The 24,853-nt window shown below is 66.2% G+C and carries 26 protein-coding genes; 17 read left to right on the forward strand and 9 right to left on the reverse strand.

The window, feature by feature from the left end:
- Window positions 1-110: 110 nt before the first annotated feature.
- Window positions 111-482, reverse strand: a complete 372-nt coding sequence (locus IAG41_RS12070) for a winged helix-turn-helix transcriptional regulator (protein WP_187728881.1) — start codon at window positions 480-482, stop codon at window positions 111-113.
- Window positions 483-567: 85 nt separating this feature from the next.
- Here IAG41_RS12070 and IAG41_RS12075 point away from each other — a divergent pair, with 85 nt between their 5' ends.
- Window positions 568-1,719, forward strand: a complete 1,152-nt coding sequence (locus tag IAG41_RS12075; RefSeq protein WP_187728882.1) for an alkene reductase — start codon at window positions 568-570, stop codon at window positions 1,717-1,719.
- Between the two features lie 86 nt (window positions 1,720-1,805).
- Here the strand turns inward: IAG41_RS12075 and IAG41_RS12080 are convergent, their stop codons facing one another.
- Window positions 1,806-2,186, reverse strand: a complete 381-nt coding sequence (locus IAG41_RS12080; RefSeq protein ID WP_187728883.1) for a PilZ domain-containing protein — start codon at window positions 2,184-2,186, stop codon at window positions 1,806-1,808.
- Window positions 2,187-2,458: 272 nt separating this feature from the next.
- On the opposite strand from IAG41_RS12080, the gene IAG41_RS12085 reads away from it, so the two are divergent.
- Together IAG41_RS12085 and IAG41_RS23200 are read left to right on the forward strand one after the other, a co-directional pair.
- Window positions 2,459-3,916: a DEAD/DEAH box helicase gene (locus IAG41_RS12085; RefSeq protein WP_187728884.1), complete on the forward strand. Its 1,458-nt coding sequence runs from the start codon at window positions 2,459-2,461 to the stop codon at window positions 3,914-3,916.
- Between the two features lie 184 nt (window positions 3,917-4,100).
- Window positions 4,101-4,814: a PEPxxWA-CTERM sorting domain-containing protein gene (locus IAG41_RS23200; RefSeq protein WP_262408635.1), complete on the forward strand. Its 714-nt coding sequence runs from the start codon at window positions 4,101-4,103 to the stop codon at window positions 4,812-4,814.
- 41 nt (window positions 4,815-4,855) lie between these two features.
- On the opposite strand, the gene IAG41_RS12095 is transcribed toward IAG41_RS23200, so the two are convergent.
- Window positions 4,856-5,767 carry a hypothetical protein gene (locus IAG41_RS12095; RefSeq protein ID WP_187728885.1) on the reverse strand — a complete coding sequence of 304 codons (912 nt, stop codon included), beginning with the start codon at window positions 5,765-5,767 and terminating at the stop codon, window positions 4,856-4,858.
- Window positions 5,768-5,983: 216 nt separating this feature from the next.
- Between IAG41_RS12095 and IAG41_RS12100 the strand changes: the two genes are divergently transcribed.
- The 6 genes from IAG41_RS12100 (at window position 5,984) to IAG41_RS12125 (ending at window position 11,607) form a co-directional block, all read left to right on the forward strand.
- A complete protein-coding gene (locus IAG41_RS12100) occupies window positions 5,984-6,538 on the forward strand; it encodes a F0F1 ATP synthase subunit delta (RefSeq protein WP_187728886.1) in 555 nt (184 codons plus the stop codon).
- Window positions 6,539-6,540: 2 nt separating this feature from the next.
- Window positions 6,541-8,070, forward strand: a complete 1,530-nt coding sequence (gene atpA, locus IAG41_RS12105; protein ID WP_187728887.1) for a F0F1 ATP synthase subunit alpha — start codon at window positions 6,541-6,543, stop codon at window positions 8,068-8,070.
- A 51-nt stretch (window positions 8,071-8,121) separates the two neighbouring features.
- Complete coding sequence (locus IAG41_RS12110; protein WP_187728888.1) at window positions 8,122-9,012, forward strand: F0F1 ATP synthase subunit gamma; 891 nt, start codon at window positions 8,122-8,124, stop codon at window positions 9,010-9,012.
- Window positions 9,012-9,668 (forward strand): hypothetical protein, encoded by a 657-nt coding sequence (locus IAG41_RS12115; RefSeq protein WP_187728889.1) that lies wholly within the window; start codon window positions 9,012-9,014, stop codon window positions 9,666-9,668. Before IAG41_RS12110 ends, IAG41_RS12115 begins: the two co-directional genes overlap by 1 nt.
- Before the next feature lies 1 nt (window position 9,669).
- Window positions 9,670-11,196 carry a F0F1 ATP synthase subunit beta gene (atpD, locus tag IAG41_RS12120; protein WP_187728890.1) on the forward strand — a complete coding sequence of 509 codons (1,527 nt, stop codon included), beginning with the start codon at window positions 9,670-9,672 and terminating at the stop codon, window positions 11,194-11,196.
- A 159-nt stretch (window positions 11,197-11,355) separates the two neighbouring features.
- Complete coding sequence (locus tag IAG41_RS12125) at window positions 11,356-11,607, forward strand: ATP synthase F1 subunit epsilon (protein WP_187728891.1); 252 nt, start codon at window positions 11,356-11,358, stop codon at window positions 11,605-11,607.
- Between the two features lie 3 nt (window positions 11,608-11,610).
- Here the strand turns inward: IAG41_RS12125 and IAG41_RS12130 are convergent, their stop codons facing one another.
- Window positions 11,611-12,045 carry a DUF6265 family protein gene (locus IAG41_RS12130; protein ID WP_187728892.1) on the reverse strand — a complete coding sequence of 145 codons (435 nt, stop codon included), beginning with the start codon at window positions 12,043-12,045 and terminating at the stop codon, window positions 11,611-11,613.
- A 212-nt stretch (window positions 12,046-12,257) separates the two neighbouring features.
- On the opposite strand from IAG41_RS12130, the gene IAG41_RS12135 reads away from it, so the two are divergent.
- The 4 genes from IAG41_RS12135 (at window position 12,258) to IAG41_RS12150 (ending at window position 17,603) form a co-directional block, all read left to right on the forward strand.
- The gene (locus IAG41_RS12135; RefSeq protein WP_187728893.1) at window positions 12,258-14,228 is read left to right on the forward strand and encodes a hypothetical protein; all 1,971 of its coding nucleotides are present in this window, start codon (window positions 12,258-12,260) and stop codon (window positions 14,226-14,228) included.
- Complete coding sequence (locus tag IAG41_RS12140; protein ID WP_187728894.1) at window positions 14,225-14,779, forward strand: hypothetical protein; 555 nt, start codon at window positions 14,225-14,227, stop codon at window positions 14,777-14,779. Before IAG41_RS12135 ends, IAG41_RS12140 begins: the two co-directional genes overlap by 4 nt.
- A gap of 67 nt (window positions 14,780-14,846) precedes the next feature.
- Entirely contained in the window at window positions 14,847-16,403 is a 1,557-nt protein-coding gene (locus IAG41_RS12145) for a CpaF family protein (protein ID WP_187728895.1), read from the forward strand.
- Between the two features lie 51 nt (window positions 16,404-16,454).
- Window positions 16,455-17,603 (forward strand): aspartyl protease family protein, encoded by a 1,149-nt coding sequence (locus tag IAG41_RS12150; protein WP_187728896.1) that lies wholly within the window; start codon window positions 16,455-16,457, stop codon window positions 17,601-17,603.
- Window positions 17,604-17,636: 33 nt separating this feature from the next.
- Here IAG41_RS12150 and IAG41_RS12155 read toward each other — a convergent pair whose 3' ends face one another.
- Both IAG41_RS12155 and IAG41_RS12160 read right to left on the reverse strand, forming a co-directional pair.
- Complete coding sequence (locus tag IAG41_RS12155) at window positions 17,637-18,167, reverse strand: dihydrofolate reductase family protein (protein ID WP_187728897.1); 531 nt, start codon at window positions 18,165-18,167, stop codon at window positions 17,637-17,639.
- Between the two features lie 111 nt (window positions 18,168-18,278).
- Window positions 18,279-18,470, reverse strand: coding sequence for a hypothetical protein (locus IAG41_RS12160; RefSeq protein WP_262408636.1), 192 nt, complete (start codon window positions 18,468-18,470; stop codon window positions 18,279-18,281).
- Between the two features lie 49 nt (window positions 18,471-18,519).
- Here IAG41_RS12160 and IAG41_RS12165 point away from each other — a divergent pair, with 49 nt between their 5' ends.
- Both IAG41_RS12165 and IAG41_RS12170 read left to right on the forward strand, forming a co-directional pair.
- Window positions 18,520-19,338: a class I SAM-dependent methyltransferase gene (locus IAG41_RS12165; RefSeq protein ID WP_187728898.1), complete on the forward strand. Its 819-nt coding sequence runs from the start codon at window positions 18,520-18,522 to the stop codon at window positions 19,336-19,338.
- A gap of 125 nt (window positions 19,339-19,463) precedes the next feature.
- On the forward strand, window positions 19,464-20,504 hold the full coding sequence (locus IAG41_RS12170; RefSeq protein ID WP_222950668.1) for a methyl-accepting chemotaxis protein: 1,041 nt from the start codon (window positions 19,464-19,466) through the stop codon (window positions 20,502-20,504).
- A gap of 14 nt (window positions 20,505-20,518) precedes the next feature.
- On the opposite strand, the gene phaR is transcribed toward IAG41_RS12170, so the two are convergent.
- Window positions 20,519-21,088, reverse strand: a complete 570-nt coding sequence (gene phaR / locus IAG41_RS12175) for a polyhydroxyalkanoate synthesis repressor PhaR (RefSeq protein ID WP_187728900.1) — start codon at window positions 21,086-21,088, stop codon at window positions 20,519-20,521.
- Between the two features lie 77 nt (window positions 21,089-21,165).
- On the opposite strand from phaR, the gene IAG41_RS12180 reads away from it, so the two are divergent.
- Window positions 21,166-22,170, forward strand: a complete 1,005-nt coding sequence (locus IAG41_RS12180) for an alpha/beta fold hydrolase (RefSeq protein WP_187728901.1) — start codon at window positions 21,166-21,168, stop codon at window positions 22,168-22,170.
- A 38-nt stretch (window positions 22,171-22,208) separates the two neighbouring features.
- Window positions 22,209-23,384 (forward strand): acetyl-CoA C-acetyltransferase, encoded by a 1,176-nt coding sequence (locus IAG41_RS12185; protein WP_187728902.1) that lies wholly within the window; start codon window positions 22,209-22,211, stop codon window positions 23,382-23,384.
- A gap of 33 nt (window positions 23,385-23,417) precedes the next feature.
- Here the strand turns inward: IAG41_RS12185 and IAG41_RS12190 are convergent, their stop codons facing one another.
- Together IAG41_RS12190 and IAG41_RS12195 are read right to left on the reverse strand one after the other, a co-directional pair.
- Window positions 23,418-23,801: a VOC family protein gene (locus IAG41_RS12190; protein WP_187728903.1), complete on the reverse strand. Its 384-nt coding sequence runs from the start codon at window positions 23,799-23,801 to the stop codon at window positions 23,418-23,420.
- Window positions 23,802-23,826: 25 nt separating this feature from the next.
- Complete coding sequence (locus IAG41_RS12195) at window positions 23,827-24,843, reverse strand: alanine racemase (RefSeq protein WP_187728904.1); 1,017 nt, start codon at window positions 24,841-24,843, stop codon at window positions 23,827-23,829.
- Window positions 24,844-24,853 lie beyond the last annotated feature (10 nt).

Below are 24,853 nucleotides of genomic sequence, written 5' to 3' on the forward strand. Positions count from 1 at the left end.
CGCGCGCACGCCAAGATCGCTTTCGGACCGACCGCAGACATAAGGGACCGCGCTGCGCCGCGGTCCAGCCCTTCAACATGCGGGGAGAGGACCGCTAAGCTGCCGCTGGTTCACCGCTCCCGAACAACGGCCTCGCATGGCAAAAGCCTGTGCGCCTCATCGAGCTCCCTGGCGTGATGGGCTCCCCATTCCATCAACGACGCCAGGATCGGCTGAAGGCTCGAGCCGAGCGGCGTGAGCAGATATTCTACCCCTTGCCCATCCCCGGTGCTCGGCTGCCGGCGCACCATTCCATGTTCCTCGAGCGCATGCAGCTGCTCGATCAAAACCTTCTGCGAGAGGCCGACGACGCGGCTCTCAAGCTCGCAAGTGCGTTGCGGACCGTCGAGCAGCGTGTGGAGGATGACCGCCTTCCACCGCCCGGAAAGGACCTTGAGCGCGCGCTCGACCGGCAAGCCCGGCAACCTGTTGAGGATCTTCATCTGACACCACTGACCAAACGGTGTGCAGATAGGAATGCCTGTCGAGGAGTAAACCTTCGATCCACACCGATCGAAGGAAGACCCTGTGAAAGACCTGTTCGACTCTCTCTTGCTGGGCGGCGCGGTTCCGCTGAAAAGCCGCATCGTCATGGCCCCGATGACTCGCACTCGGACGTCCGAAGGGGACGTCCCGAATGCGCTGATGGCCACGTATTACGGGCAGCGCGCCGTCGCCGGCCTGATCGTCTCCGAAGTGATCAACGTCGCTGCCTCCAGCAAGGGCTATGCGCTGATGCCCGGCCTCTACACGGAAGCGCAGCGCCAGGGCTGGCAATTAGTGACCGATGAGGTTCATCGACGCGGCGGCACGATATTCGCGCAGATATTCCACGTCGGCAGGATGGCGCACCCGTCGCTCATGCCGAATGGTGAGGCCCCCTGGGGTGTGACCGACGAACGGGCAGAGGGTTCGGACGTGTTCGCTCACGATGCCGAGGGCAAGTTGACCTATATGCCGGCGGGCACGCCAAGGCGCCTTGAGACGGAAGAAGTGTCGGCTTTGGTCGGCACTTTCGCGCAAGCCTTCGCCCGCGCGCGGCAGTCCGGTTTCGATGGCGTCGAACTCCACGCAGCCAACGGCTATCTGTTCGACCAGTTCATGAACTCGGTGCTGAACACGCGTACCGATCGCTATGGCGGCGGCAGCCCGGAAGACCGCACGCGGTTCCTGATGGAAGTCGTCGATGCGGCGGTGCGTGAAATGGGCCCGGGACGCGTCGGCGTTCGCCTCGCCCCGTTCGGCGCGTTCAACTCCATGCCGGCGGATCCTCTTGCCGAAGAAACCCTGCTGTACGTCGCGGAGCAATTGGGCCGCCGCGGCGCCGCATATATGCATCTGGTCTACGAGTTGATGCCTGCGGGAAACATGGAGACCGCCGACTTCGAGAAGCGCCATCTCGACCATGCTTTCCTGGCCAAGGTGCGCGCTACATTTCCGGGCGCGATCATCTGGTGCGGCGGTTTCACCAGCCGCAAGGAAGCGCAAACCGCCCTCGACACCGGATTGGTGGACCTGATCGCCTTCGGGAGACCCTTTATCGGAAACCCGGACCTGCCGGAACGCCTCAGGCACGACTGGCCACTGACCGAAGCCGACCGATCCACTTATTATACCCGTCGCGGCGCGGTGGGCTTCACCGACTTTCCGGCATATTCGAGGGCAGGCACACACGTTTGAACATGGACCCGGTGCCCGTCATTTGGTCCGGCGCGGTTTTTTGCCTGTTCCGTCAGATCCAAAATGTCCGCGGCACCGCAGGTCTCCTAGCGCCGCCCTTCGCGTGCCCGGCGCAGCAGCGCTTCGAGCTCCGCAACCACCTGCGCCTGCCCCTTGAAGGCATGCACCAGCTCGCGCTTGGGCAACGGCACCAGGAATTCGCAACCATGTTGCTGTCCGTCACGGCGTACGACCTTGGCCTCGCGCGCGCCGGCGCCCGCCAGCCCGACCGAGACCAAAGTCCCCACCGGCAGATCAACGTCACCGACGAACAGGAAGCCCGTGCGCGAGAAGTTCTCGACGGTCACGTCGAAGGGCTTGCCGTCCATGCCGCGGATCGTCGTCGCGCTGTCCACCGCGAAGCGGATCGCACCGCGTTCGTCGACTTCGCCCATCACTTCCAGCCGCGCGACCAGCAAACCATGCACTCCAATGTTTCCGGAGTGCAATTCTAAGACGGAGACCGTTAAAGGTTTCGTAACCCGGTGCGCCCGGTGTCACCTTGACTTTGGTCAGCCTCGCTGCCATATGCGCCGCCATCGAGGCATCATGCAGCGTGATGGGCCGCCCCCTTTCGAGGGAAAGCGCCCGGCTCTGCCTCGGTCAAGACCCCGGCTTCCCTAATCACGCGGGTTGTCATTTTTGACACCGCTTCCGCGTCCGGATTCCGCGCGCGTCGGCCGCATTTGAAAGTTCCATAATGCAATTCAAGCACCTCGGCCTGTCCGAGACTGTCCTCGCTGCGCTCGCGGCGAAGGGCTATTCCGAAGCTACTCCGATCCAGGAGAAGTCGATCCCGTCGCTGCTCGAAGGGCGCGACCTGCTCGGCATCGCCCAGACCGGCACCGGCAAGACCGCCGCATTCATGCTCCCCTCGATCGATCGTCTGATCGCGAGCGGAAAGCGCGCAGCGCCGCGCGGCTGCCGCATGCTCGTCCTCGCCCCCACGCGCGAGCTGGCCAGCCAGATCGCCGAGAGCGCACGCGCCTATTCGAAGGGCACCAAGCTGTCGGTGACCACTTTGTTCGGCGGCACCTCGGTCCACAAGAACAAGACCGATCTCGCCCGCGGCGTCGACATCGTCGTCGCCACGCCGGGCCGCCTGGTCGACCTGATCGACCAGCATTACGCGATCCTGCTCGGCATCGAGATACTCGTGCTCGACGAAGCCGATCAGATGATGGACCTGGGCTTCATCCACGCGCTGAAGCGCATCGTCCGCGAGCTTCCCTCGAAGCGCCAGACCCTGTTCTTCTCGGCGACCATGCCCAAGACGATCCGCGAGCTCGCCGGCCAGTTCATCAAGGACCCGGTCGAAGTGAAGGTCACGCCCGAGGCGACGACCGCCGAGCGCGTCGAGCAGCGCGTCACCTTCGTCCAGCAGGCCGAGAAGCAGTCGCTGCTGACGCTGGCGCTGCGCGATCCGTCGATCGAACGCGCTTTGATCTTCACGCGCACCAAGCATGGCGCCGATCGCGTCGTCCGCCTGCTCGGCGGCAGCGGCATCGCCTCGAACGCGATCCACGGCAACAAGAGCCAGCCCCAGCGCGAGCGCGCACTGAGCGAGTTCAAGTCGGGCAAGGTCAAGGTGTTGATCGCGACCGACATCGCCGCGCGCGGCATCGACGTGTCGGGCGTCAGCCATGTCTTCAACTTCGAGCTGCCCAACGTGCCCGATCAATATGTCCACCGCATCGGCCGCACCGCGCGCGCCGGCGCCACCGGCATCGCGATCAGCTATTGCGCCGATGACGAGCGTCCGTATCTCCGCGACATCGAGCGGCTCACCCGCCAGAAGGTGACCGTCGAGCCGCTGCCGGCGGACTTCGTCAACGAATCGAACAAGATCAAGTCGAGCCGCTCGCCGATGCCGGTGAGCCGCGACGAGGCGAATGGCCGCAGCGGCCGCGCGATACAGCACCAGGGCCAGCGCCGCGACAGCCAGCCGCGCGGCGGCGAGCGCCGTGATGGTCCGCCGCGGGGCGACCAGCAGCGCCGGCCCGAGGGTCCGCGCAGCGATCAGCCGCGGCGTGCCGATGGCCCCCGCGCCGATGCGCCGCGCGGCGATGCGCCGCGCAGCTATGCGCGCCCCAAGAGCAAGTGGCAGGCCCGTCCTGCCCAGGGCGGTCCGCGCAACAACGCCAGCCGCCCGCGCTGAACTTCATGCTCCCCTGTCTGCGGGCGGGGGAGCATCGTTACGTATTCAGTTCAGGTTTCCGGTTATTGTGCCATTTCGGCACGTCTTGTTCCGGAACGACTGCACATTGATCTAAGTCTATCGCATTTTGCCCCAAAATCGTGCATCGTCTTAACGGTATTTTAACGATGCTTGGGGGGATTCGATGCGTAAGACCTTGATGACGGCCGCGCTCCTTGCAGCCGCTGCCTTTCCGCAGACCGCCAATGCGCAGGTCATCATCAACAGCCTGACGCCCGATCCCGGCTATCTCGCGGCATCGACACTCAACTATACGCCGCTGGGCTATGTCTTCGGCAATCCCGGCATGAGCCGCTTCCACGTCGTCGGCACCGATAACGGAACGCCGTTCGACATCTTCACCTATTGCGTCGATGCTCTGCACGCCTTCCATCCGGGCGCGTTCGCCTGGGCGGACATCTCGGTGATGGTCCCCGATGCCGGCCGCCAGGATCAGCTCCTGACCTTGCTCACGAACTCGGACCTCGTGCTCGCCGCCGAAAGCGACACACTCGCCCGCAAGACCATCTCCGCCGCGACCCAGCTCGCGATCTGGGAGATCGTCCATGACAGCCAGGACACGCCCTACGACACGACGTCGGGCGATCTCTTCACCGTCGGCGGCAATAGCGGCGACGCCCGTGCGCTTGCCAACACCTATCTGCAGAAGATCGCCGATGGCAGCTGGACCGCGATCGCGGGCCACAAGCTCCAGGTACTCTTCGCCGGCGACAATCAGAGCCAGGTCTATGTCACCGCGGTACCCGAGCCGGCGAGCTGGCTGACGATGATCGGCGGCTTCGCGCTGGTCGGCGGCGCGGTCCGCCGGCGCCGCGTCACGGCCTATAAAGCCGCCTGACCCTATTCCCGGGAACGGCAAGCGCTTCCCGGGAAACCAGCTCAAGATCGCCGCCGGGCCCTCTCGGCGGCGTCTTTGCGTCCGACAATCAGCCGCATCGCCCGGTCCGCGCCGTCGGCCGCCTCGCCGCCGCGCCCGCCGATCAGTGGCTGTGCCTCGCGATAGAGCGCCAGCGCCGCGTCGTACTCGCCGTGCTGCTCGGCGCAGAGGCCCAGGTTGAACACCACCGACGCGTTGCCCGGCAGCTGGCGGTTCATCGAATCCCAGCCCGCGCAGGCGCCGCGAGGATCGCGCTTGGATAGCGTCACCAGCCCCTTGAACTGCTTCGCCACGTCCTTGGGCATCCCCTTGCCGCTCTCGCGCACCCGGATGCGATAGGTTTCCACATGCGGCGCGATCTCCATCCGGAAGCCGCCCGCGATCCCCTGGAGCAGGTCGGAGATCCTATCCTCGGCAGTCTGGTTTGGCCGTTCGTTCTTGCACCAGCTCACATCGTCGCCCGCGCGCTTGGTGTCGGAGTAGAGGATGCGCCCGTCGCTGTTGCGCACCACGCGCAGGTCCGCGTTGATGGTAATCAAACGCCGCCGGCAGTTGATCTCGACCTGCTCCTCCTTCAGGCATTTGCCGTCCTTATCCTTGGACGTGCACTGTTTCTCCTTCCGCTTGAACGGCGCCTCCTCCACGCCGGTGGAGACCGCGCCCGAGATGCCGCCTTCTGCGGTCTCCCGGCCGGTGCGCCCCGCCAGCACTTCGAAATGTGTGCCCGAAAGCGCGCGCTCGATCGCGATGCCCAGTGCCGGTCCGTCCTGCCCGCCGATCCGCTCGATCGCGATCGAGCCCAGCATGCTCGCCTCGCGGTTGCTCGCCGGAAATTCGCCGGTGACCTCGATCACTTCGGCCCGCGCCGTGCCCGCGAGCAAAGTCGCCGCGAGCAGCCCCGATATTCGCTTCATATCGCCCCCTCGATTTCCCCAAGCATCCCTGACATCCATGCGAGTCAAAGAAAAGAAGCGGGCGCACGAGACCCGCCCGAAATCCCTGTATTCGACTCGGGTTGCATCCCCGGCCCCCCGATGCTAGCAGCCCGCCAACCCATAGGGGCGCCCTTCCGGTGCTGCCCCTTTTTTGCATGGGGCCACCTTTCGAACCTCCAAGAGGAACACAATCGCGTGGAGAATTCCGGCGGTATCCAGGCCAGCTTAAGCGGACGCTATGCCACCGCTCTGTTCGAGCTCGCCCGCGACGCGAAGTCGATCGACACAGTCGAGGCGAGCCTCGCCACGGTGCGGCAGGCGCTCGACGAATCGGCCGACTTCAAGGCGCTGACCACCAGCCCGCTGATTGCCCGCGGCGCTGCGGTGAAGGCGATCGAGGCGGTCGCCGGCGTGCTCAAGCTCGACGCGACTACCGCGAAGTTCCTGGGCGTGCTGGCCGAGAATCGCCGGCTGGCTCAGCTCCCGGCGATCATCCGCGCCTTCCGCGAGCTCACCGCCCGGCATCGCGGCGAGATCACGGCCGAAGTCGTCTCCGCCCATCCTCTCGATGCCGCACAGGTCGACGCGCTCAAGCAGCAGCTGCACGCCCGCACCGGCCGTAAGGTTACCGTCGACCTCTCGGTCGATCCCTCGCTCCTTGGCGGGCTGGTCGTGAAGATCGGCAGCCAGATGATCGATTCGTCGATCAAGACCCGACTGAACTCCCTCGCGCACGCGATGAAAGGCTGAACATGGATATCCGCGCCGCAGAAATCTCGAAGGTCATCAAGGACCAGATCGCCAATTTCGGCACCGAGGCCCAGGTCTCGGAGACCGGCCAGGTGCTCAGCGTCGGTGACGGCATCGCGCGCATCCACGGGCTGGACAATGTCCAGGCCGGCGAGATGGTCGAGTTCGCCAACGGCATTCAGGGCATGGCGCTCAACCTCGAGGCGGACAATGTCGGCGTCGTGATCTTCGGCTCGGACGCCGAGATCAAGGAAGGCGACACCGTCAAGCGCACCGGCACCATCGTCGACGTGCCGATCGGCAAGGGCCTGCTCGGCCGCGTCGTGGACGGCCTCGGCAATCCGATCGACGGCAAGGGCCCGATCGTCACCGATCAGCGCAGCCGCGTCGAGGTGAAGGCGCCCGGCATCATCCCGCGTCAGTCGGTTTCCGAGCCGATGCAGACCGGCCTCAAGGCGATCGACGCGCTCGTCCCCGTCGGCCGTGGCCAGCGCGAGCTGATCATCGGCGATCGCCAGACCGGCAAATCGGCCGTCGCGATCGACACGTTCATCAACCAGAAGAACGTCAACGCTGGCGACGACGAGAAGAAGAAGCTCTACTGCGTCTATGTCGCGGTCGGCCAGAAGCGCTCGACCGTCGCGCAGCTCGTCAAGACGCTCGAAGAGAATGGCGCGATGGAATATTCCATCGTCGTCGCCGCGACCGCTTCCGAGCCGGCGCCGCTGCAGTTCCTCGCGCCCTATACCGGCACCGCGATGGGCGAGTATTTCCGCGACAACGGCATGCACGCGCTGATCGTGTTCGACGACCTTTCCAAGCAGGCCGTCGCCTATCGCCAAATGTCGCTGCTGCTGCGCCGTCCGCCGGGCCGCGAAGCCTATCCGGGCGACGTCTTCTATCTCCACAGCCGCCTGCTCGAGCGCGCCGCCAAAATGTCGGACGCCAACGGCGGTGGTTCGCTCACCGCGCTGCCGATCATCGAGACCCAGGCGGGCGACGTTTCGGCGTACATCCCGACCAATGTGATCTCGATCACCGACGGCCAGATCTTCCTCGAGACCGACCTGTTCTTCGCGGGCATCCGCCCCGCCATCAACGTCGGCCTGTCGGTGTCGCGCGTCGGCTCGGCCGCGCAGACCAAGGCGATGAAGAAGGTCGCCGGCTCGATCAAGCTCGAGCTCGCCCAGTATCGCGAGATGGCGGCGTTCGCGCAGTTCGGCTCGGACCTCGACGCCTCGACCCAGCGCCTGCTCAACCGCGGCGCGCGCCTGACCGAGCTGCTCAAGCAGCCGCAGTTCAGCCCGCTGCCCTTCGAGGAGCAGACCGTGTCGATCTTCGCGGGTACGCAGGGCTTCATCGATGCCGTCGCGGTGCAGGACGTGGTCCGCTACGAGGCTGCGATGCTCGCCGACATGCGCGCGAACCATGCCGACATCCTGGGCGCGATCCGCGACTCCAAGGACCTGTCGGACGACACCCGCGCCAAGCTCAAGGACGCGTTGACGGCGTTCGCGAAGACCTTTGCCTAATTGAGTTCCCTCATCCCTTTGCAGGGGTGAGGGAGTAGAAGGAAAACACCCTTGGCCTCTCTCAAGGCACTCAAGATCCGCATCGGCTCGGTGAAGTCGACGCAGAAGATCACCAAGGCGATGAAGATGGTCGCCGCCGCCAAGCTGCGCCGTGCGCAGGAAGCGGCGGAAGCCGGCCGTCCCTATGCCCAGCGCCTCGAGAGCGTGGTCGCGAGCCTCGCCTCGAAGGTGACCGTCAGCGAGTCCAGCCCGAAGCTGCTCGCTGGCACCGGCAAGGACCAGGTCCATCTCCTGGTCGTCGCGACCAGCGACAAGGGCCTGGCCGGCGCGTTCAACTCCAATATCGCCCGCCTCGCCCGGCGTCGCGCGCAGGAGCTCACCGCCGAAGGCAAGACAGTCAAGATCTACACGATCGGCCGCAAGGGCCGCGCCGTGCTCAACCGCCTGTTCCCCAAGAACATCATCCACTCGATCGAGCCCGGTGACCTCGGCAAGCTCGGCTTCGCCGATGCGCGCGGCTATGCCGACGATCTGATAGCCCGCTTCGAGGGCGGCGAGTTCGACGTGGCGACGCTCTTCTATTCCAACTTCAAGTCGGTCCTCACCCAGGAGCCGACCGAGCAGCAGATCATCCCCGTCGCGGTCCCGGCCGCTGCGGCTGCCGCTCCCACCGGCGGTGCCGCCGACGCCGCGGTGACCTATGAGCCCGACGAGGAATCGATCCTCGCGGACCTGCTGCCGCGCAACGTCGCCATCCAGCTCTACCGTGCGATGCGCGAGAACGCCGCGTCCGAGCAGGGTTCGAAGATGACGGCGATGGACAATGCCACCCGCAACGCCGGCGATCTGATCAATCGCCTGACGATCCAGTACAACCGTACCCGCCAGGCCGCGATCACGACCGAGCTGGTCGAGATCATCTCGGGCGCCGAAGCCCTGTAATGCGCGCTGCGGCCGCCCTTCTCCTTATCGCCTGCGGCCTCGCGACCGCAGCCTGCGGCCATGCGCCGCAGGCGGACGCGGCGATGAACGAGGAAATGGCGGCCAAGGTTGAAAACCGCCTGATGGATCCGGACAAGGTGATGGCCGATCGCTGGAAGGGCATGTTCGCCAATCCGGCCCGAGTCGTTTCCGCCGCCAACGAATTCGACTATCAGAGCGGCGCCTATCGACAGTCCGGCACCGGCTGGCGCGCCGTCGGCAAGGAGCAACTGCTGCCCAAGGACGCCGATCCGGCTATCCTGGTCCGGACCGGCTTCGCCGCCACCGGCGCCAAGGCCGACTTGATCGATACGGTTAGCTTCACCTTCGATTTCGTTCAGAAGCGCAAGGCGAAGACCCAGAAGGAAGCCGATTCGCTGCGCTATCCGCCGCGCATCGTCGGCGGTTTTCTCAGCCGCTTCGAGGTCGGCACCGGCGACGAAATCCGGAACGCGCTCCAGGGTCGCACTTCGGCCTCCCGGGAAAAATACGGCGTCGCGATGCGCGTCAATGCCCAGCCGATTCCGGGCGGCAAGCCCGACGATCGCCACCTCACCGTGACTTTCACCCGCACCGGGGCTAGTGCCCCCGTCAACAGCCAGACCCAAGGAAAGTAAGATGGCCACCGCAGCCCCGACCGCAGAGAAGCCCGCGCGCAAGCCGCGCGCCACGAAGGCCGCCGCGACGGCGACCACGGCCCCGGCGACGACCAACAATGTCGGCCGCATCAGCCAGGTGATCGGCGCCGTCGTCGACGTGTCGTTCGATGGCGGCGTGCTGCCGGCGATCCTTTCGGCGCTCGAGACCGACAATAACGGCAACCGCCTGGTCCTCGAAGTCGCGCAGCATCTGGGCGAGAACACCGTCCGCACGATCGCGATGGACGCGACCGAGGGCCTCACCCGCGGCCAGTCGGTCACCGATACCGGCTCGCAGATCCGCGTTCCGGTCGGCCCCAAGACGCTCGGCCGCATCCTCAACGTCATCGGCGAGCCGATCGACGAGCGCGGCCCGGTCGATGCCGAGATGACCTCGCCGATCCACGCACCGGCTCCCCTCTTCGTCGACCAATCGACCGAGAGCGCGATTCTCGTCACCGGCATCAAGGTCATCGATCTGCTCGCGCCGTACGCGAAGGGCGGCAAGATCGGCCTGTTCGGCGGCGCCGGCGTGGGCAAGACCGTGCTCATCCAGGAGCTGATCAACAACATCGCCAAGGGCCATGGCGGCACCTCGGTGTTCGCCGGCGTCGGCGAGCGTACCCGTGAGGGCAACGATCTCTATCACGAGTTCCTCGACGCGGGCGTCATCGCCAAGGACGCCGACGGCAACGCCATTTCCGAGGGCTCGAAGGTGGCGCTGGTTTATGGCCAGATGAACGAGCCGCCGGGCGCCCGTGCCCGCGTCGCGCTGTCGGGCCTGACGATCGCCGAATATTTCCGCGACGTCGAAGGCCAGGACGTGCTGTTCTTCGTCGACAACATCTTCCGCTTCACCCAGGCCGGCGCCGAAGTGTCGGCGCTGCTCGGCCGTATTCCTTCGGCGGTGGGCTATCAGCCGACCCTGTCGACCGACATGGGCGCGCTGCAGGAGCGCATCACCTCGACCAACAAAGGCTCGATCACCTCGGTGCAGGCCGTGTACGTCCCCGCGGACGATCTTACCGATCCGGCGCCGGCCACCTCGTTCGCCCATCTGGACGCGACGACCGTGCTCAACCGCGCAATCTCGGAGCTCGGCATCTATCCGGCGGTGGATCCGCTCGATTCGACCAGCCGCGTTCTCGAGCCGCGCATCGTTGGCCAGGAGCATTACGACACGGCCCGCGCCGTCCAGTCGACGCTCCAGAAGTACAAGTCGCTGCAGGACATCATCGCGATTCTCGGCATGGACGAGCTTTCCGAAGAGGATAAGCTGACCGTGTCGCGCGCCCGCAAGATCCAGCGCTTCCTCAGCCAACCGTTCCACGTCGCCGAAGTCTTCACCGGCATCGACGGCAAGTTCGTGCAGCTCGAGGACACCATCAAGTCGTTCAAGGCGGTGGTGAACGGCGAGTATGACCATTTGCCCGAGAGCGCCTTCTACATGGTCGGCGGCATCGACGACGCCATCGCCAAGGGCAAGAAGCTGGCCGAAGAGGCGTAACCTGGACTAACCCCTCCCTTTCAAGGGAGGGGTTGGGGGTGGGTCGCGAGCGCAGCGAGCGTCCCGAACTCACCTCCAAAGCGACGCCGGGGCATCGAGCCCCGTCGCCGCTGCCCCACCCCTAACCCCTCCCCTGAAGGGGAGGGGCCGGAGCTTGATATGCTGCACTTCGAACTCGTCACTCCCGAACGTCTCGTCCGCTCCGAGGACGTGCACATGGTTGTCGTCCCCGGCACCGAGGGCGATTTCGGCGTGCTCGAAGGGCATGCCCCGCTGATGTCGACCATCCGCGACGGCAATCTCGAAATCTACAAGGCCGGCGCCACCACGCCCGAGACGATCCGCATTGAGGGCGGCTTCGCCGAGGTCAATGCGCGCGGCCTGACCGTGCTCGCCGAAAAGGCCGAATAACCTTCAATGCTTCACGCGGTGGTACGTCCACCGCATCGGCTTGCCGCCGTCAGCCAGCGAAATCTCCGCCATCAGCAATTCGCCGTCGCGCCAATAGCGGACGCGCTGCGGGTAATCGTGCGCACGATTCTCGAATGTCAGCTCGGAAGGCGCGTAATCGCGCACGGTCGACTGGAAATCGGCAGCTGCCTGCCCCTTGGGCTCGGCGTGGAATACCAGCCTCCCCGCATGGTCGATGATCCGCATCGTCTCCGCCGACACTGTCTCCGCGCCACGCCGGGTCTCGCTGACACCGCGCATCTCGTGCTTCGCCATCGGCGCCCAACGCTCGCAAGTCTGTTCGCCCTGGCTGGGTTCGGTGCACCATTCGCCGACCAGCCAGCCGAGCGGCGGATCCTGCGCAATCGGCGCGGCGACAATGAGCAGCGACAGCAGCATGATCCTCTCCCGTTAGTCGGCCCAGTCTCCCATGCGCGCGCGCAGGCGGCAAGCCAGCGTCAAAGCCCTGCGATCCAGCGACGCGGCGCCGCGGTATCGCCCATGTCGCCGGTCCAGGCATATTTCGGCACCCGCTAGGCCCAAGAGAAAAGTAAAAACTAGCGGGCCATTAACTATGTTCGGCCTAGACCGCGCCAGGTGACGGTGGCGCGATGACCTATTTCCTTCAGGACCTGGGCGGGCTCGCGCTCGGCACCTTGCTCGCGCCCCTGCTCGGCCTGCTTCCGGGCTTCGCGCTGCTCGTGTTTCTCGAACGCTTGGGATTCGGCGCGGGCACGCCTTGGCAGCGCATGGGTTGGGCCGGCCTCCTCGGCCTGGCATTGCTCCCGGCGCTCGACGCCCTCCTCGTCCGCTTCGTTGGCATGTCGGTCACGATCGGTCTCCATTTCGTGCTCGCTGCGATCGGCGGCCGGGCGATGCTGCGCGCCAGGCTCGATCTGCGCTGGGGCTATGTCGCGACATTGCTCATCTGGTGGGCTGCGGTCGCCATCGCCTTCGTCGATTTCGATCACGCCGGTCGCCTCAACCAGAGCATCGTCATCATCGATCTGGTCAAGCACGCCGCCGTGGTCGATGCGGTCGCCCGCGTGGGGCTGCCCCTGCAGGATCCGTTCTTCGCCCGCGATGCCGCCGCGGGCTATTATTATTTCTACTATCTCTGGCCCGCCGAGCTCCACTGGCTGGTGCCCGCGATCGACAGCCGCATGGCCTTCGCCGCGACGCTGTTCTGGACCGGGCCGGTGTTTCCAGCCCTGCTCTGGCGACTCGGCCACGCCGCGAAGCTGATCCGCCCGGGCCGCGAGCGTCGCTTCCTCGCGCTTTGCGTCGCGCTCTGCTTCGTTACCGGTCCTGATCTCGTCCTGATGCTGCTCCGCTTCCTAGCCTCGGGCGTGATCGAGCCACAGGTCGATTCGTGGAACGAAGAAGTCCGCTTCGCGATGACCTCCTTGTTCTGGGTGCCGCACCATATCGCCGCTTTGATCGCCTGCTGGTGCGGACTCCTGGTGCTCGACGAGGCGCGCGGCGCGGCACCCCGCACCCGCGTCGCCCTGTTCGTCGCCGCGGGAATAGCCTTCGCCGCCACCTTCGGCATGTCGGTGTGGATCATGCTCACCGCCGCCCCGATCCTGAGCATCTGGGCATTGATCGAGCTGCGTCGCGGCGACCGCTTCCCGCTGATGGCGCTCGCTGTCGCCAGTGGGATCGCGCTCGTCGTCGCCGCGCCCCAGATCGTCGATCTCCTCCACGGCCGCGCAGACACCGACATGCCCGTCGCGCTCACGGTCCGCCGCTTCCTGTGGTGGCAGCCCGAAATCGCCGGCTGGCTGGCGATCCCGCTGATTCTTATCCTGCCGCTCAACTATGCGCTGGAATTCGGCGTCTTTGCGGCCGGTGCCGGGCTCTGGCTGCGCACCCGGATGCGCAGCAACGGGATGGGCCGGTTGCTGCTCGTTTCGGCGATTGCCGCACTTTTGATTGCAGGCTTCCTTCGCTCGACGATCATCAACAACGATCTCGGCTGGCGCTCGATCTGGTTCGCGCAACTGCCCGCGATGCTGTGGACCGCGACGATCCTCCAGAACATGCCGCGCCTGCTCAAGCCGAGCCTGGGCTTCAGGCTGCTCGTCCTGGTCGGCGTGCTCGGCAATGTCTGGGATCTGGTCGGCATGCGCGTGATCCGACCGCCGCTCTTCCCCACTTCCTGGCCCGAGCTCAATGCCGCACCCGCCAACGACTATTCCCAGCGCACCGCCTATGGCTGGGCGCGCGCGCATCTGCCGCGCGAATGGGTGCTCCAGCACAATGCCGGACTCCAGCATCGCCTGTTCGCCTTCGGCCTCTATGGCAGCCATCGTATTGCCGCGTCGGACGACGAAGCCAATCTGTTCGGCGCCGGCCGCCGCGAGGCCTGGGCGCGCATCCGCGCCCTGCGTCCGGTGTTCGAAGAGGCGATTCCCGCCGCCCGGCGCTATTCCATTGCCCGCGGCGAGGGTATCGACGCGCTCGTCTTCACCGATCTCGATCCGGTGTGGAAGAATGTAGGCCATCTGCCCGCCGACATCTCCTGCCTCTATCGCGACGCGCATGTCTGCATTGCCGCCGTCTCCGGAGCCCGCAAATGAAGCGATTCGCCGTCCTGATGCTGACGCTCGGCCTCGCGGTCGCTGCCGGCTTCCTCGTCTATCTCGGCCTCACCAACACGCCGCTCTTCGCCGGCATCTCGATCCTCTTCTATCGCGGCGTGCTGCTCTGCATGGCGAGCGCGATCCTGCTCGCCGCCGCGCTAGCGCTGGCCGGCCGCTGGAAGCCGCTCGCGCTGGAAACGGTCGTCGCTGCCGCCGCCTTGTCCTTCGCGTTCAACCTGAGCTTCCTGGTGATCTTCCCGGTCACCCTCGATCGCTCGATCAGCGTGTTCCTGCTTGCCGAGATCGAGGCACATGACGGCCTCGACACGCCCGCGCTCGAGCGGCTGTTCGTCGATCGCTATGTCCGCGACATGGCCCAGATCGACCGCCGAGTCGCCGAACAGGCGCAATCGGGCAACATCACGGTCCAGAATGGACATATCCGCCTCACGGCAAGCGGCCGCCGCTTCCTCGCGCTCTCGCGCCACATCGGCAGCGCATTCGCGACGGATCCGCGCTTCGTCCACCCCGAAGCACCCCGGCGCTGAGTTGGTTAGCTAATTCTCAAGCCTTCGCCGCTAACCCTGCCGCTCCGATGGGGATGATGAGCCTGCGATGAGTGCTTTCGGTCGACGCAATGGTTTGGGTGGCGGCACGGGTGGCCGGCCCGCATTCGGAGTCGCGAAGCCGATGCAGGGCCCCGGCCCGGCCGGCCGTCCCGACGCGGCGCCGCTCGGCGGCGAACAATTCCCTCCGATCAACAGCGTGCCCCTGCCCGGTGCCGGCGCGCCCGATCCGATGGCCGAGCGCGATCCTTCGGGGCCCAGCCTCGCCAGCAGTGACGCGCTCCAGCGCCTCGCCGACCGTCAGGCCGCATCCGGCGATGCCGGCAGTTCGCGCATGGAAGGCTTCGAAGCCTCGATTCACCGCATCAAGGAGCAGGTGCTTCCGCGCCTGCTCGAGCGTGTCGATCCCGAAGCCGCCGCGACGCTCAGCAAGGACGAGCTGGCCGAGGAATTCCGCCCGATCATCGGCGAAGTGCTCGCCGAGCTGAAGCTCACGCTCAACCGCCGCGAGCAGTTCGCGCTCGAAAAGGTCCTGGTCGACGAACTGCTCGGCCTCGGACCGCTCGAAGAATTGCTCTCCGATCCGGCGATCTCGGACATCATGGTCAACGGCCCCGAGCAGACCTATATCGAGCGCAAGGGCAAGCTCGAGCTCGCCAACATCCAGTTCCGCGACGAGGAGCATCTGTTCCAGATCGCACAGCGTATCTGCAACTCGGTCGGCCGCCGCGTCGACCAGACCACTCCGCTCGCCGACGCCCGCCTCAAGGACGGCAGCCGCGTCAACGTGATCGTGCCCCCGCTCAGCCTGCGCGGCACCGCCATCTCGATTCGTAAATTCTCGGCCAAGCCGATCACGCTCGACATGATGGCGAACGGCGGATCGATGAGCCCCAAAATGGCGACGATGCTCAAGATCGCCGGCGCCAGCCGCTTCAACATCGTCATCTCGGGCGGTACCGGCTCGGGCAAGACGACGATGCTCAACGCCATCTCGAAGATGATCGACCCCGGCGAGCGCGTGCTGACGATCGAGGACGCCGCCGAGCTTCGCCTCCAGCAGCCGCACTGGCTGCCGCTCGAAACCCGCCCGCCCAATCTCGAGGGCCAGGGCGAGATCAGCATCCGCGACCTCGTCAAGAACGCGCTGCGTATGCGCCCGGATCGCATCATCCTGGGCGAAATCCGTGGATCCGAGTGCTTCGACATGCTCTCGGCAATGAACACCGGCCATGACGGCTCGATGTGCACGCTTCACTCCAACTCGCCACGCGAGGCGCTGGCACGTATGGAGAACATGGTGATGATGTCGGACATCAAGGTGCCCAAGGAAGCGATCTCGCGCCAGATCGCCGATTCGGTCGATCTGATCATCCAGGTGAAACGCCTGCGCGACGGTTCTCGTAGAGTCACCAACGTCACCGAGGTGATCGGCATGGAAGGCCCCGTCATCGTGACGCAGGAGCTTTTCAAGTTCGAATATCTGGACGAGAGCGCCGATGGCAAGATCATCGGCGAGTATCGCTCGATGGGCCTGCGCCCCTATACGCTCGACAAGGCCAAGCAATACGGCTTCGACCAGGCGATGCTCGAGGCGTGCCTGTAACCTTCTTTCCCGCGTGATCCGCCCGGCGGCCGGCGCTAGGCTGGCCGGGTGATGTTCCCGCTGCTTCTCGCGCTCGCCGCGTCCCCGCCGGCCACCGCCATGCTGGCCCCGGACGCCGAGGCGCGCTGGGTGCCGTTCGAGCTTACCGCCAACAACCACATCCTGTTCAGCCTCACGCTGAACGGCAAGCCCGCCACCGCGATCCTCGATACCGGCATGACCGACACGATGGTGTCCGAGCGCTTCGCCGCCGTGGCCGGCCTCAAATCGCGCCAGCGCCAGCGCGGCACCGCGATCGGCGGCCAGGTCGCGATCGGCTGGACGGCCGGCCCCGTTTTCGTGATCGGCGGCCTCACCCGCAGCGGCGGACGCATCGGCATCGCGCCGATGGAGACGCCGGCCGAAGCCAATGTCGTCACCGCCGACATGCTCATCGGCGCCGACATATTGTCGTGCTGCGCGCTCGATATCGACTATCCCGGCCGCCGCTTCCGCATCATTCCCAGCGGCCGGATGCCCTTCACCGGCTTTACCGCGCCGCTCGCGCATGGCCGCGGCCGCAGCATCTGGGTCACCGAGCTCGCGATCGCCGGCACGCGGCTGCGGCCGATGCTGATCGATACCGGCGACGGCACCTGGCTATCGCTCACCCGCCCCGCCTGGCTGTCGACCGGCTATCACGGCTCGGCGGTCACCACGACGCTCGGCTATGGCCTGGGCGGACCCTCGGTCACCGAAGCCGCCGTCATCCCCAATGCGACGATCGCGGGCACCGACACCGGCGAGGCCGAGATCCGTATCGAGGAAGCGAACGGCTATTCGGGCCGCGCCGGCCTGGCGGGCCGGATCGGATCGGCGCTGCTGATGCGCTTCCGCATCCTGTTCGACGTCAAGGCCGGCCATATGGTGCTGCAGCCCGCCGCCCCGAATGCCGCGCCTTATATCCGCTCCACCAGCGGGCTGCTGATGGGCTATGCCGAGAACATGCTGCGCGTGCTGCATGTGATGCGCGGCTCGCCCGCGGCGCAGGGCGGCTGGCGCGCGGGCGATACGATCTGCGCCGCCAATGGCACCCCGATCACCGACGCCGCCTCGGCCCAGGCGCTCTCCGGCTGGACGGCGGGCATGCCGGGCACCATTGTCCGACTGACGCTCTGCGACGGCACCGAACGCACGCTGACGCTGCGGAAATTCTACTAGAGCGTAGACCTAGCGCGCTGGTCGATCGCGCGCCTATGCGGGAACATAGGTCAGCCTGATCACGTCGCCGCCGATTCGCTCGCTGGCCACGAGGTGCAGCGGCGGCCGCGGACCGGCGAAGAGCGGCTTGCCGCTGCCAAGCACGACGGGATGGATATACAGCCGATACTCGTCGACAAGACCAAGGTCGGTCAGGCTTCGCGCCAGCCCGGGTCCGGAAACTTCGATCACCCCGTCCAGTCGCGCTTTCAACCCGCGTACCGCCGCCTCCAGGTCGTCCGCGACAAGCGTGGCGTTCGGGCCGACCGACTTCAGTGAGCGCGACACGACCCATTTCGGCTGGCTCCGCCACGCCGCCGCATAGTCGCGTTCCGCCTCGTCCCACTCGGCATGGTCCTCGTCCCAATATTGCATCACCTCGTACATGCCGCGGCCGTACACGCTGCCGGCCAGGGCACGCACGTCATCGATGAAATGGCGAAAGAGCGCGGCATCGGGCGCAAATGCCATGTGGTCGACATACCCATCCAGGGACTGGTTCAACGCGAACACGAGCTTCGCCATGCTGCGGGATCTCCTCTCCAAGTTCCCCAAAAGCTTTGAGCCGAGGCTAGGCAGAAATGCAGTTGGTGACAATCTAGCCGCCGCGCCGCCCGCTCTGGGTCACGCCGCGCCCTAGCGCATGTTGAGCGCCACGCTCACCAGGATCACCGCGCTCAGCACCGCCAGCACCTGCACCATCGCCCAGGGCATGAAGCCCACCCGATCGAGGTTGCGCCGCTTGCGCCGCCGGCTCTCGCCGACACCGCTCACCACCGCGAGTAACAGTGCTGCAACAGCCCCGCCCCATAATTGTTGTTGCATCATACCGTCGCGCTCCCTCATGCCCGACCCAGCATCTAGGTAAGGAATCGCAATGCGCCAGACCCTCGCCATCGCCGCGATACTCACCACCGCGGTCGCTATCGCAAGCGTCGCTGCGGGCGAACCCGCCACGCAGCGTCATTCGCTCGAAGAGGCCGTCGCCGCGACCACGCGCACGCCCGCCAACATCGCCCGCGACAAATATCGCCACCCCGTCGAGACCCTGGCCTTTTTCGGCGTGAAGCCCGGTGACACCGTGGTCGAGATCTGGCCCGGCGGCGGCTGGTACACCGAGATCCTCGCGCCACTCACCAACGCCAAGGGCACGCTCTATGCCGCAACCCCCTGGCCCGACGGCGCCAAGGGCATCCAGGCACTCCAGGCGAAAGACGCCGCCAACTTCGGCAAGGTGAAGCTCGCCGCCTTCCCGGTCACCGCCGCCGATCAGCCCAAGGTGCCCGACGGCACCGCCGATGTCGTCCTCACCTTCCGCAACGTCCATAACTGGCGGATGGGCTATCAGCGCGGCGGCCAGGATTATTCGGGCGAGGCGTTCAAACAGATGTACGCGATGCTCAAGCCCGGCGGCATATTGGGCATCGAGGACCATCGCCTTCCCGAGAGCGCCAGCGACGAGCGCGAGCTTAAGTCAGGCTATTTGAAGGTCTCCACCGTCCGCCGCCTCGCCGAGCAGGCAGGCTTCAAATATGTCGGCGCCTCGGAAGTGAACGCCAATCCCAAGGACAGCGCCGACTGGCCCAACGGCGTTTGGACGCTGCCGCCCACCTATCGGCTCAAGGATGTCGATCGCGCCAAATATGAAGCGATCGGCGAAAGCGATCGGATGACGCTCCGTTTCCGCAAGCCCTGATCCCGAGCTACCCGCGGCAAGGCTTTGCGGACGCGCAAGGATTCTGTAGATTCGGCGCGGATTCTCCACACGGCGTTAACCATTGCGATTTACGCCAGTGAATCGTGCCGCGCCGCATCCGATCCTTGCTGTCCGTCCTGAGGGACGAGGTCGACACCTATGCCAGTACGAGCGAGGAAATCGCCGTGCGGACCAATCTGCTCGCGCTTAACGCCGCGATCGAGGCCGCCCGCTCGGGCGAGGCCGGTCGCGGTTTCTCGGTCGTCGCGCAGGAAGTGAAGGCGCTGGCGCAGCAGGCGCGCGGCGCCTCCCATGAATTCCGCTCCGAAGTCCGCGAGCGCCTGGCGCTCGGCGCGGGCATCGCCGACGAGATGGTCAGTGAGATCGAGGGCACGCGCCTGGTCGAGCTCGCCCAGGCGCTGATCCAGAACGTCACCCGTCAGCTCTACGGCCGCAGCATCGATCTGCGTGTAATGGCTTCGGATGCCGAGATCGTCGCCGCGACGCTCGATCCGACGCCGGAAAAGCTCACCGCGGCGCAAGGTCGACTCGAGCAGCTCGTCGATACCTCGCCCTATTACGTCAACGCGTTCATCGCGAACGCGGAAGGGCGCGTGCTGCTCTGCTCGAATCCGAATGCGCGCGTGCTCAGCGTCGATCTTTCCGATGCGCCGCAATATCTGAACGCGATGGCCAGCCGCCGCCGCGACGAATGGTTCACCGACGAAGTCTGGGAAAATCCCTATTCGGACGGGCGCGCGGTGCTCGTCTTCGTCACCGGCATCCGCCCGCGCGGCACCGATGGTGCGCCGGCGGGCGTCTTCTATCTCGAGTTCGACTGGCAAGGCCATGTCCCCGCGATCATCTCGGACAAGTCGCTGTTCAGCGACAAGGACTGGGCGCGCACGCGCATCTCGATCGTCGATCCGGCCGCACGCATCGTCGCCGATACCCAGGGCAAGCGATTCGGCCAGATCGTGCCGCTGCCGGCGCTTGCCGTGCGCGGCACCGAGAGCCGCGGCGAATCGATCGTCGCTTTCGCTACCGCCGCCGATTATCACGGCTTTTCGGGGCTCGGCCTGCGCTGCGTCATCGAGCAGCAGATGCTGAGCACCGAAGAGATCGAAGCCGAGCTCGGCGGCCTGGGGGCACGCCGAGCAGGCTGACCGCTCCGAACGCGTTACTTGCCGAGCTTCTCGATCTTGTCCTGCAACCGCGCGAGTTCGGCCTTGAGCGCCGCGACATCGTCGTCACCCGATTCGGCTGCAGGCGCAGCCGCGGCCGGTGCCGCCTCTACGCCGCCGGCACCCGGCTTGAACGCATTGGCCGCCGCCTCGAACATCGCAATGTTGCGCTTGGCGATCTCGGCGAAGGGCGAATGCGCGAACGCGCCCTCGACCGCCGACTTGAACTGTTCCTGGTTGCGGCGGAAACTGTCCATCGACGCTTCCAGATAACCCGGCACCATCGCCTGCATCGAGTCGCCATAGAGCGCGATGAGCTGCCGCAGGAAGTTGACCGGCAGCATCGTCTGGCCGCGCTGCTCCTCTTCCATGATGATCTGGGTCAGCACATTGTGCGTGATGTCTTCCTCGGTCTTCGCATCGATGACCTTGAAGTCGCGGCCCTCGCGCGTCATCGCGGCGAGATGGTCGAGCGTTATGTAGGATGAGGTTTCGGTATTGTAGAGTCGGCGGTTCGCATACTTCTTGATGATGACGGGACCAGTACCAGGCGTAGCTTTCTTCATGGGGACCCCCGCGCGTGACAGACGCACACCTAACACGGTTTTTTTCCGCATCGCAACAAGGCCCTCGCCCGCTCCCGTTGTTTCTTGAGCTGCTGCGCAGCGAAACTGCAGCATCGCCGGATCGACGCGCTGCGGCATTGGCGGGATTGGCGGCCTATCAGGCCGCGGAACGCCCGGCGCCGCTTGTGCCCAAGCCGGCGATCGCACGCCGGGGCCGCGCCGTGCTGCGCGATTATGGTGGCCGCGGCCGGCCGGTGGTCTTCGTCCCCTCGTTGATCAATCCGCCGATGGTGCTGGACCTGTCCCGCGGCAATTCGCTGCTACGCTGGCTCGCGCGCCAGGGTGTGCGGCCGATGCTGGTCGATTGGGGCGTCCCAGACCGGGACGCGCGCGACGAGGACGTGACCGCGCATGTCGAGCAATTGCTGCTGCCCTTGCTGCGCACCCTCGATCGCCCGCCGGTGCTCGTCGGCTATTGCCTGGGCGGCACGATGGCGCTCGCAGCCGCGGCGGCAAGCGAGGCCGCCGGGCTCGTCACCATCGCCGCGCCCTGGCATTTCTCGGGCTACGGCCCATCGCTCGAATCGATCTCGGCGCTCTGGGAACAGGCGCAGCCGACCTGCGAGAAATTGGGCATGGTGCCGATGGAGGTGCTCCAGTCGGGCTTCTGGCAGCTCGATCCCGCACGCACGATCGCGAAGTTCGAACGGTTCGGCCGCCTGGCGCCGCGCAGCAGCGCCGCCAACGCCTTTGTCGCGCTCGAGGATTGGGCCAATGGCGGCGCCCCGCTCGCTTATGCCGCCGGCCGCCAGCTGTTCGACGATTTCCTCTCCGCCGATCTGCCCGGGCAGGGCCATTGGCAGGTCGCGGGCGCGGCGGTCCGCCCCGAATCACTCGTCTGCCCGTCGCTGTCCTTCATCTCGACCACCGACCGCATCGTTCCCGCAGCCAGTGCGCCTCGCCTCGCCGAGAGCCGCGAGCTTTCGATCGGCCATGTCGGCATGATCGTCGGCGGTCGCGCGCGAGACCTAGTCTGGCAGCCACTCGCGGACTGGCTATGCGCGCTTCCTGCCACTAGATAGCCCGCAACCATAGAACACACCCGCCGCAGGAGTCCTTCATGACCGAAGTCGTCATCATCGCCGCCAAGCGCACCCCCGTGGGCAGCTTCCTCGGCGCATTCGCCGCAACCCCCGCGCACGAGCTCGGCCGCATCGCGATCGAGGCCGCGCTCGAGCAAGCCGGCGTCAGGGGCGAGGAAGTCAGCGAAGTCATTCTCGGCCAGGTGCTCACCGCGGCGCAGGGCCAGAACCCCGCGCGCCAGGCATCGATGGCGGCCGGCGTGCCAAAGGAGATCCCCGCCTGGGGCGTCCAGCAAGTCTGCGGCTCGGGCCTCCGCGCTGTGGCGCTCGCCTATCAGGCGATCTCGACCGGCGACGCGACGATCGTCGTCGCGGGCGGCCAGGAGAGCATGTCGATGTCGAACCACGCCCAGTCGCTGCGTCCTGGTACCAAGATGGGCGACCTCAGCCTGGTCGACACGATGATCAAGGATGGCCTGACCGACGTGTTCAACGGCTATCATATGGGCATCACCGCCGAGAACCTTGCCGAGCAGTACCAGGTCACCCGCGTCGAGCAGGACGAGTTCGCCGTCCGCTCGCAGAACCGCGCCGAGGCCGCGCGCGCTGCGGGCAAGTTCAAGGACGAGATCGCACCCGTCACGATCAAGGGCCGCAAGGGCGACACCATCGTCGCCGACGACGAATATATCCGCGCTGGCGCCACGCTGGAGAGCGTTGCGGGCCTGCGCCCCGCCTTCAAGAAGGACGGCACCGTCACCGCCGCCAATGCATCGGGCCTCAACGACGGCGCCGCTGCGCTGGTCATGATGAGCCGCGAGGAGGCCGAGAAGCGCGGCGCCCCGATCCTCGCCACGATCAAGAGCTGGGCCTCGGTCGGCGTCGACCCGTCGATCATGGGCATCGGCCCGGTGCCGGCGTCGCGCAAGGCGCTGGAAAAGGCCGGCTGGACGCTCGCCGATCTCGACCTGATCGAAGCCAATGAGGCGTTCGCCGCGCAGGCGCTGTCGGTCGGCAAGGAACTCGGTTGGGACGCCGAAAAGGTCAACGTCAACGGCGGCGCGATCGCGATCGGCCACCCGATCGGCGCCTCGGGCGCCCGCGTCCTCACCACGTTGATCTATGAGATGCAGAAGCGCGACGCCAAGAAGGGCCTCGCCACGCTCTGCATCGGCGGCGGCATGGGCATCGCCATGTGCGTTGAGCGGGACTGACGAGTTAGGGAGGCCGGGAAGCGACCTCCGGCCTCACCTTTCCTCCCAGGCAAAGTCGTAGAAGACGCGGAAATAATTCCCGTCCAGATCCTGGGCGAAGAATTCGTAGAGCTTGTGCGGCTGCGCCTCGGGACGACTTGCGATAGTTGCCCCTGCCGCACTCCACTCCGCGTGCAGCGCATCGATCTCGGCCCGGCTGGAGAGATTCAGCCACAGGACGAGCGGCCCCTGGTTGCCGAGAACCGATCGATAGGCAGCCGCGCTCATGAACATTCGGGTTTCGCCGCGCGACACGCCGGCAAGCCCGAGCTCCTCGTCCGACCAGTCGATCGTGAAGCCGAATTTGTCCCGGTAATAGGCCAGAGCTGGTGCCAGATCGCGGACCGGGATTTCCGGACAGGCCGAGGGAAACTGCATCTGGGGATCCTCCGTCGCGACGGTATCAATACCAGATTCGGTCGAACCGCGCTCCCAACCCGGTCAGCAACTCGTACTGCGACAGCCCGCTCAGCTTCGAAGTCGCGGGCAGGTCATAGTCCAGCGCCACCCAGTCGCCCTCGCCCAGCCCCGGCGCCGCGTCCACGCCGATCGCCACCAGGTCCATCGACACGCGCCCGAGCACCGGCAGCACGGCATCGCCCGTCCGTGCCAGCCCCTTGCCCGAGAAGCAGCGCAGATAGCCGTCGGCATAACCGATGTTGAGGATCGCGACGTCCATGTCCATCGGAGCAGTAAAGGTGGCGTTGTAGCCCACCGTGTCGCCCGCGCGCACGCGCCGCCGCTGCAGCACCTGCGACTCGGGCGTCACCACCTGGCGGATGCCGGCATGCCCCGGTCCCTGCACCCCGCCGTACAGCGCGATCCCCGGCCGGGTCAGGTCGAAGGCGTAGTCTGCCCCCAGCGCGATCCCGGCCGAATTGGCGAGGCTCATCCGCTTCGCTGAAGTCCGCCCCTTGAGCGCCGCGAAGCCGGCCAGCTGTCGTGCATTGAGTGGCGATTCCTCATCGGCACAGGCGAGATGGCTCAGCAGCGTCTCGATCCGCAATCCGTCGAGCAACCCCGCCCCGATCTCCTCCGCCGAAACCCCCAGCCGGTTCATGCCGGTATCGACCATCACGTCGCAGGGTAGCCCGGTCGGCCTCCAGCGCGCGACCTGCTCGGCGGTGTTCAGCACCGGCCGCAGATTGGGCGCACCCAGCGGATCCTCGGCGCGCACGCCGTGCAGCACCGATATCGCCACGCCCAGATCGGCCAGCGCCAGCCCTTCCGCCCAGGTGGCGACGAAGAAGTCTCGGCACCCCGCCGCTGCCAGCCGCTCGGTCACGCCGCGCGCACCAAGCCCATAGCCATCGGCCTTCACCGCCGCGCCGCATGCGGCGGCGCCGCTCATCCGGTCGAGCAGCTTCCAGTTGGCGACGAGCGCGTCACCATCGAGACGCAGGCGGGAGGGAGCGATCATCCCCGAGCGG

Source organism: Sphingomonas sp. JC676, from assembly GCF_014489075.1.
In the GTDB taxonomy this organism is placed as follows: Bacteria; Pseudomonadota; Alphaproteobacteria; order Sphingomonadales; family Sphingomonadaceae; genus Sphingomonas.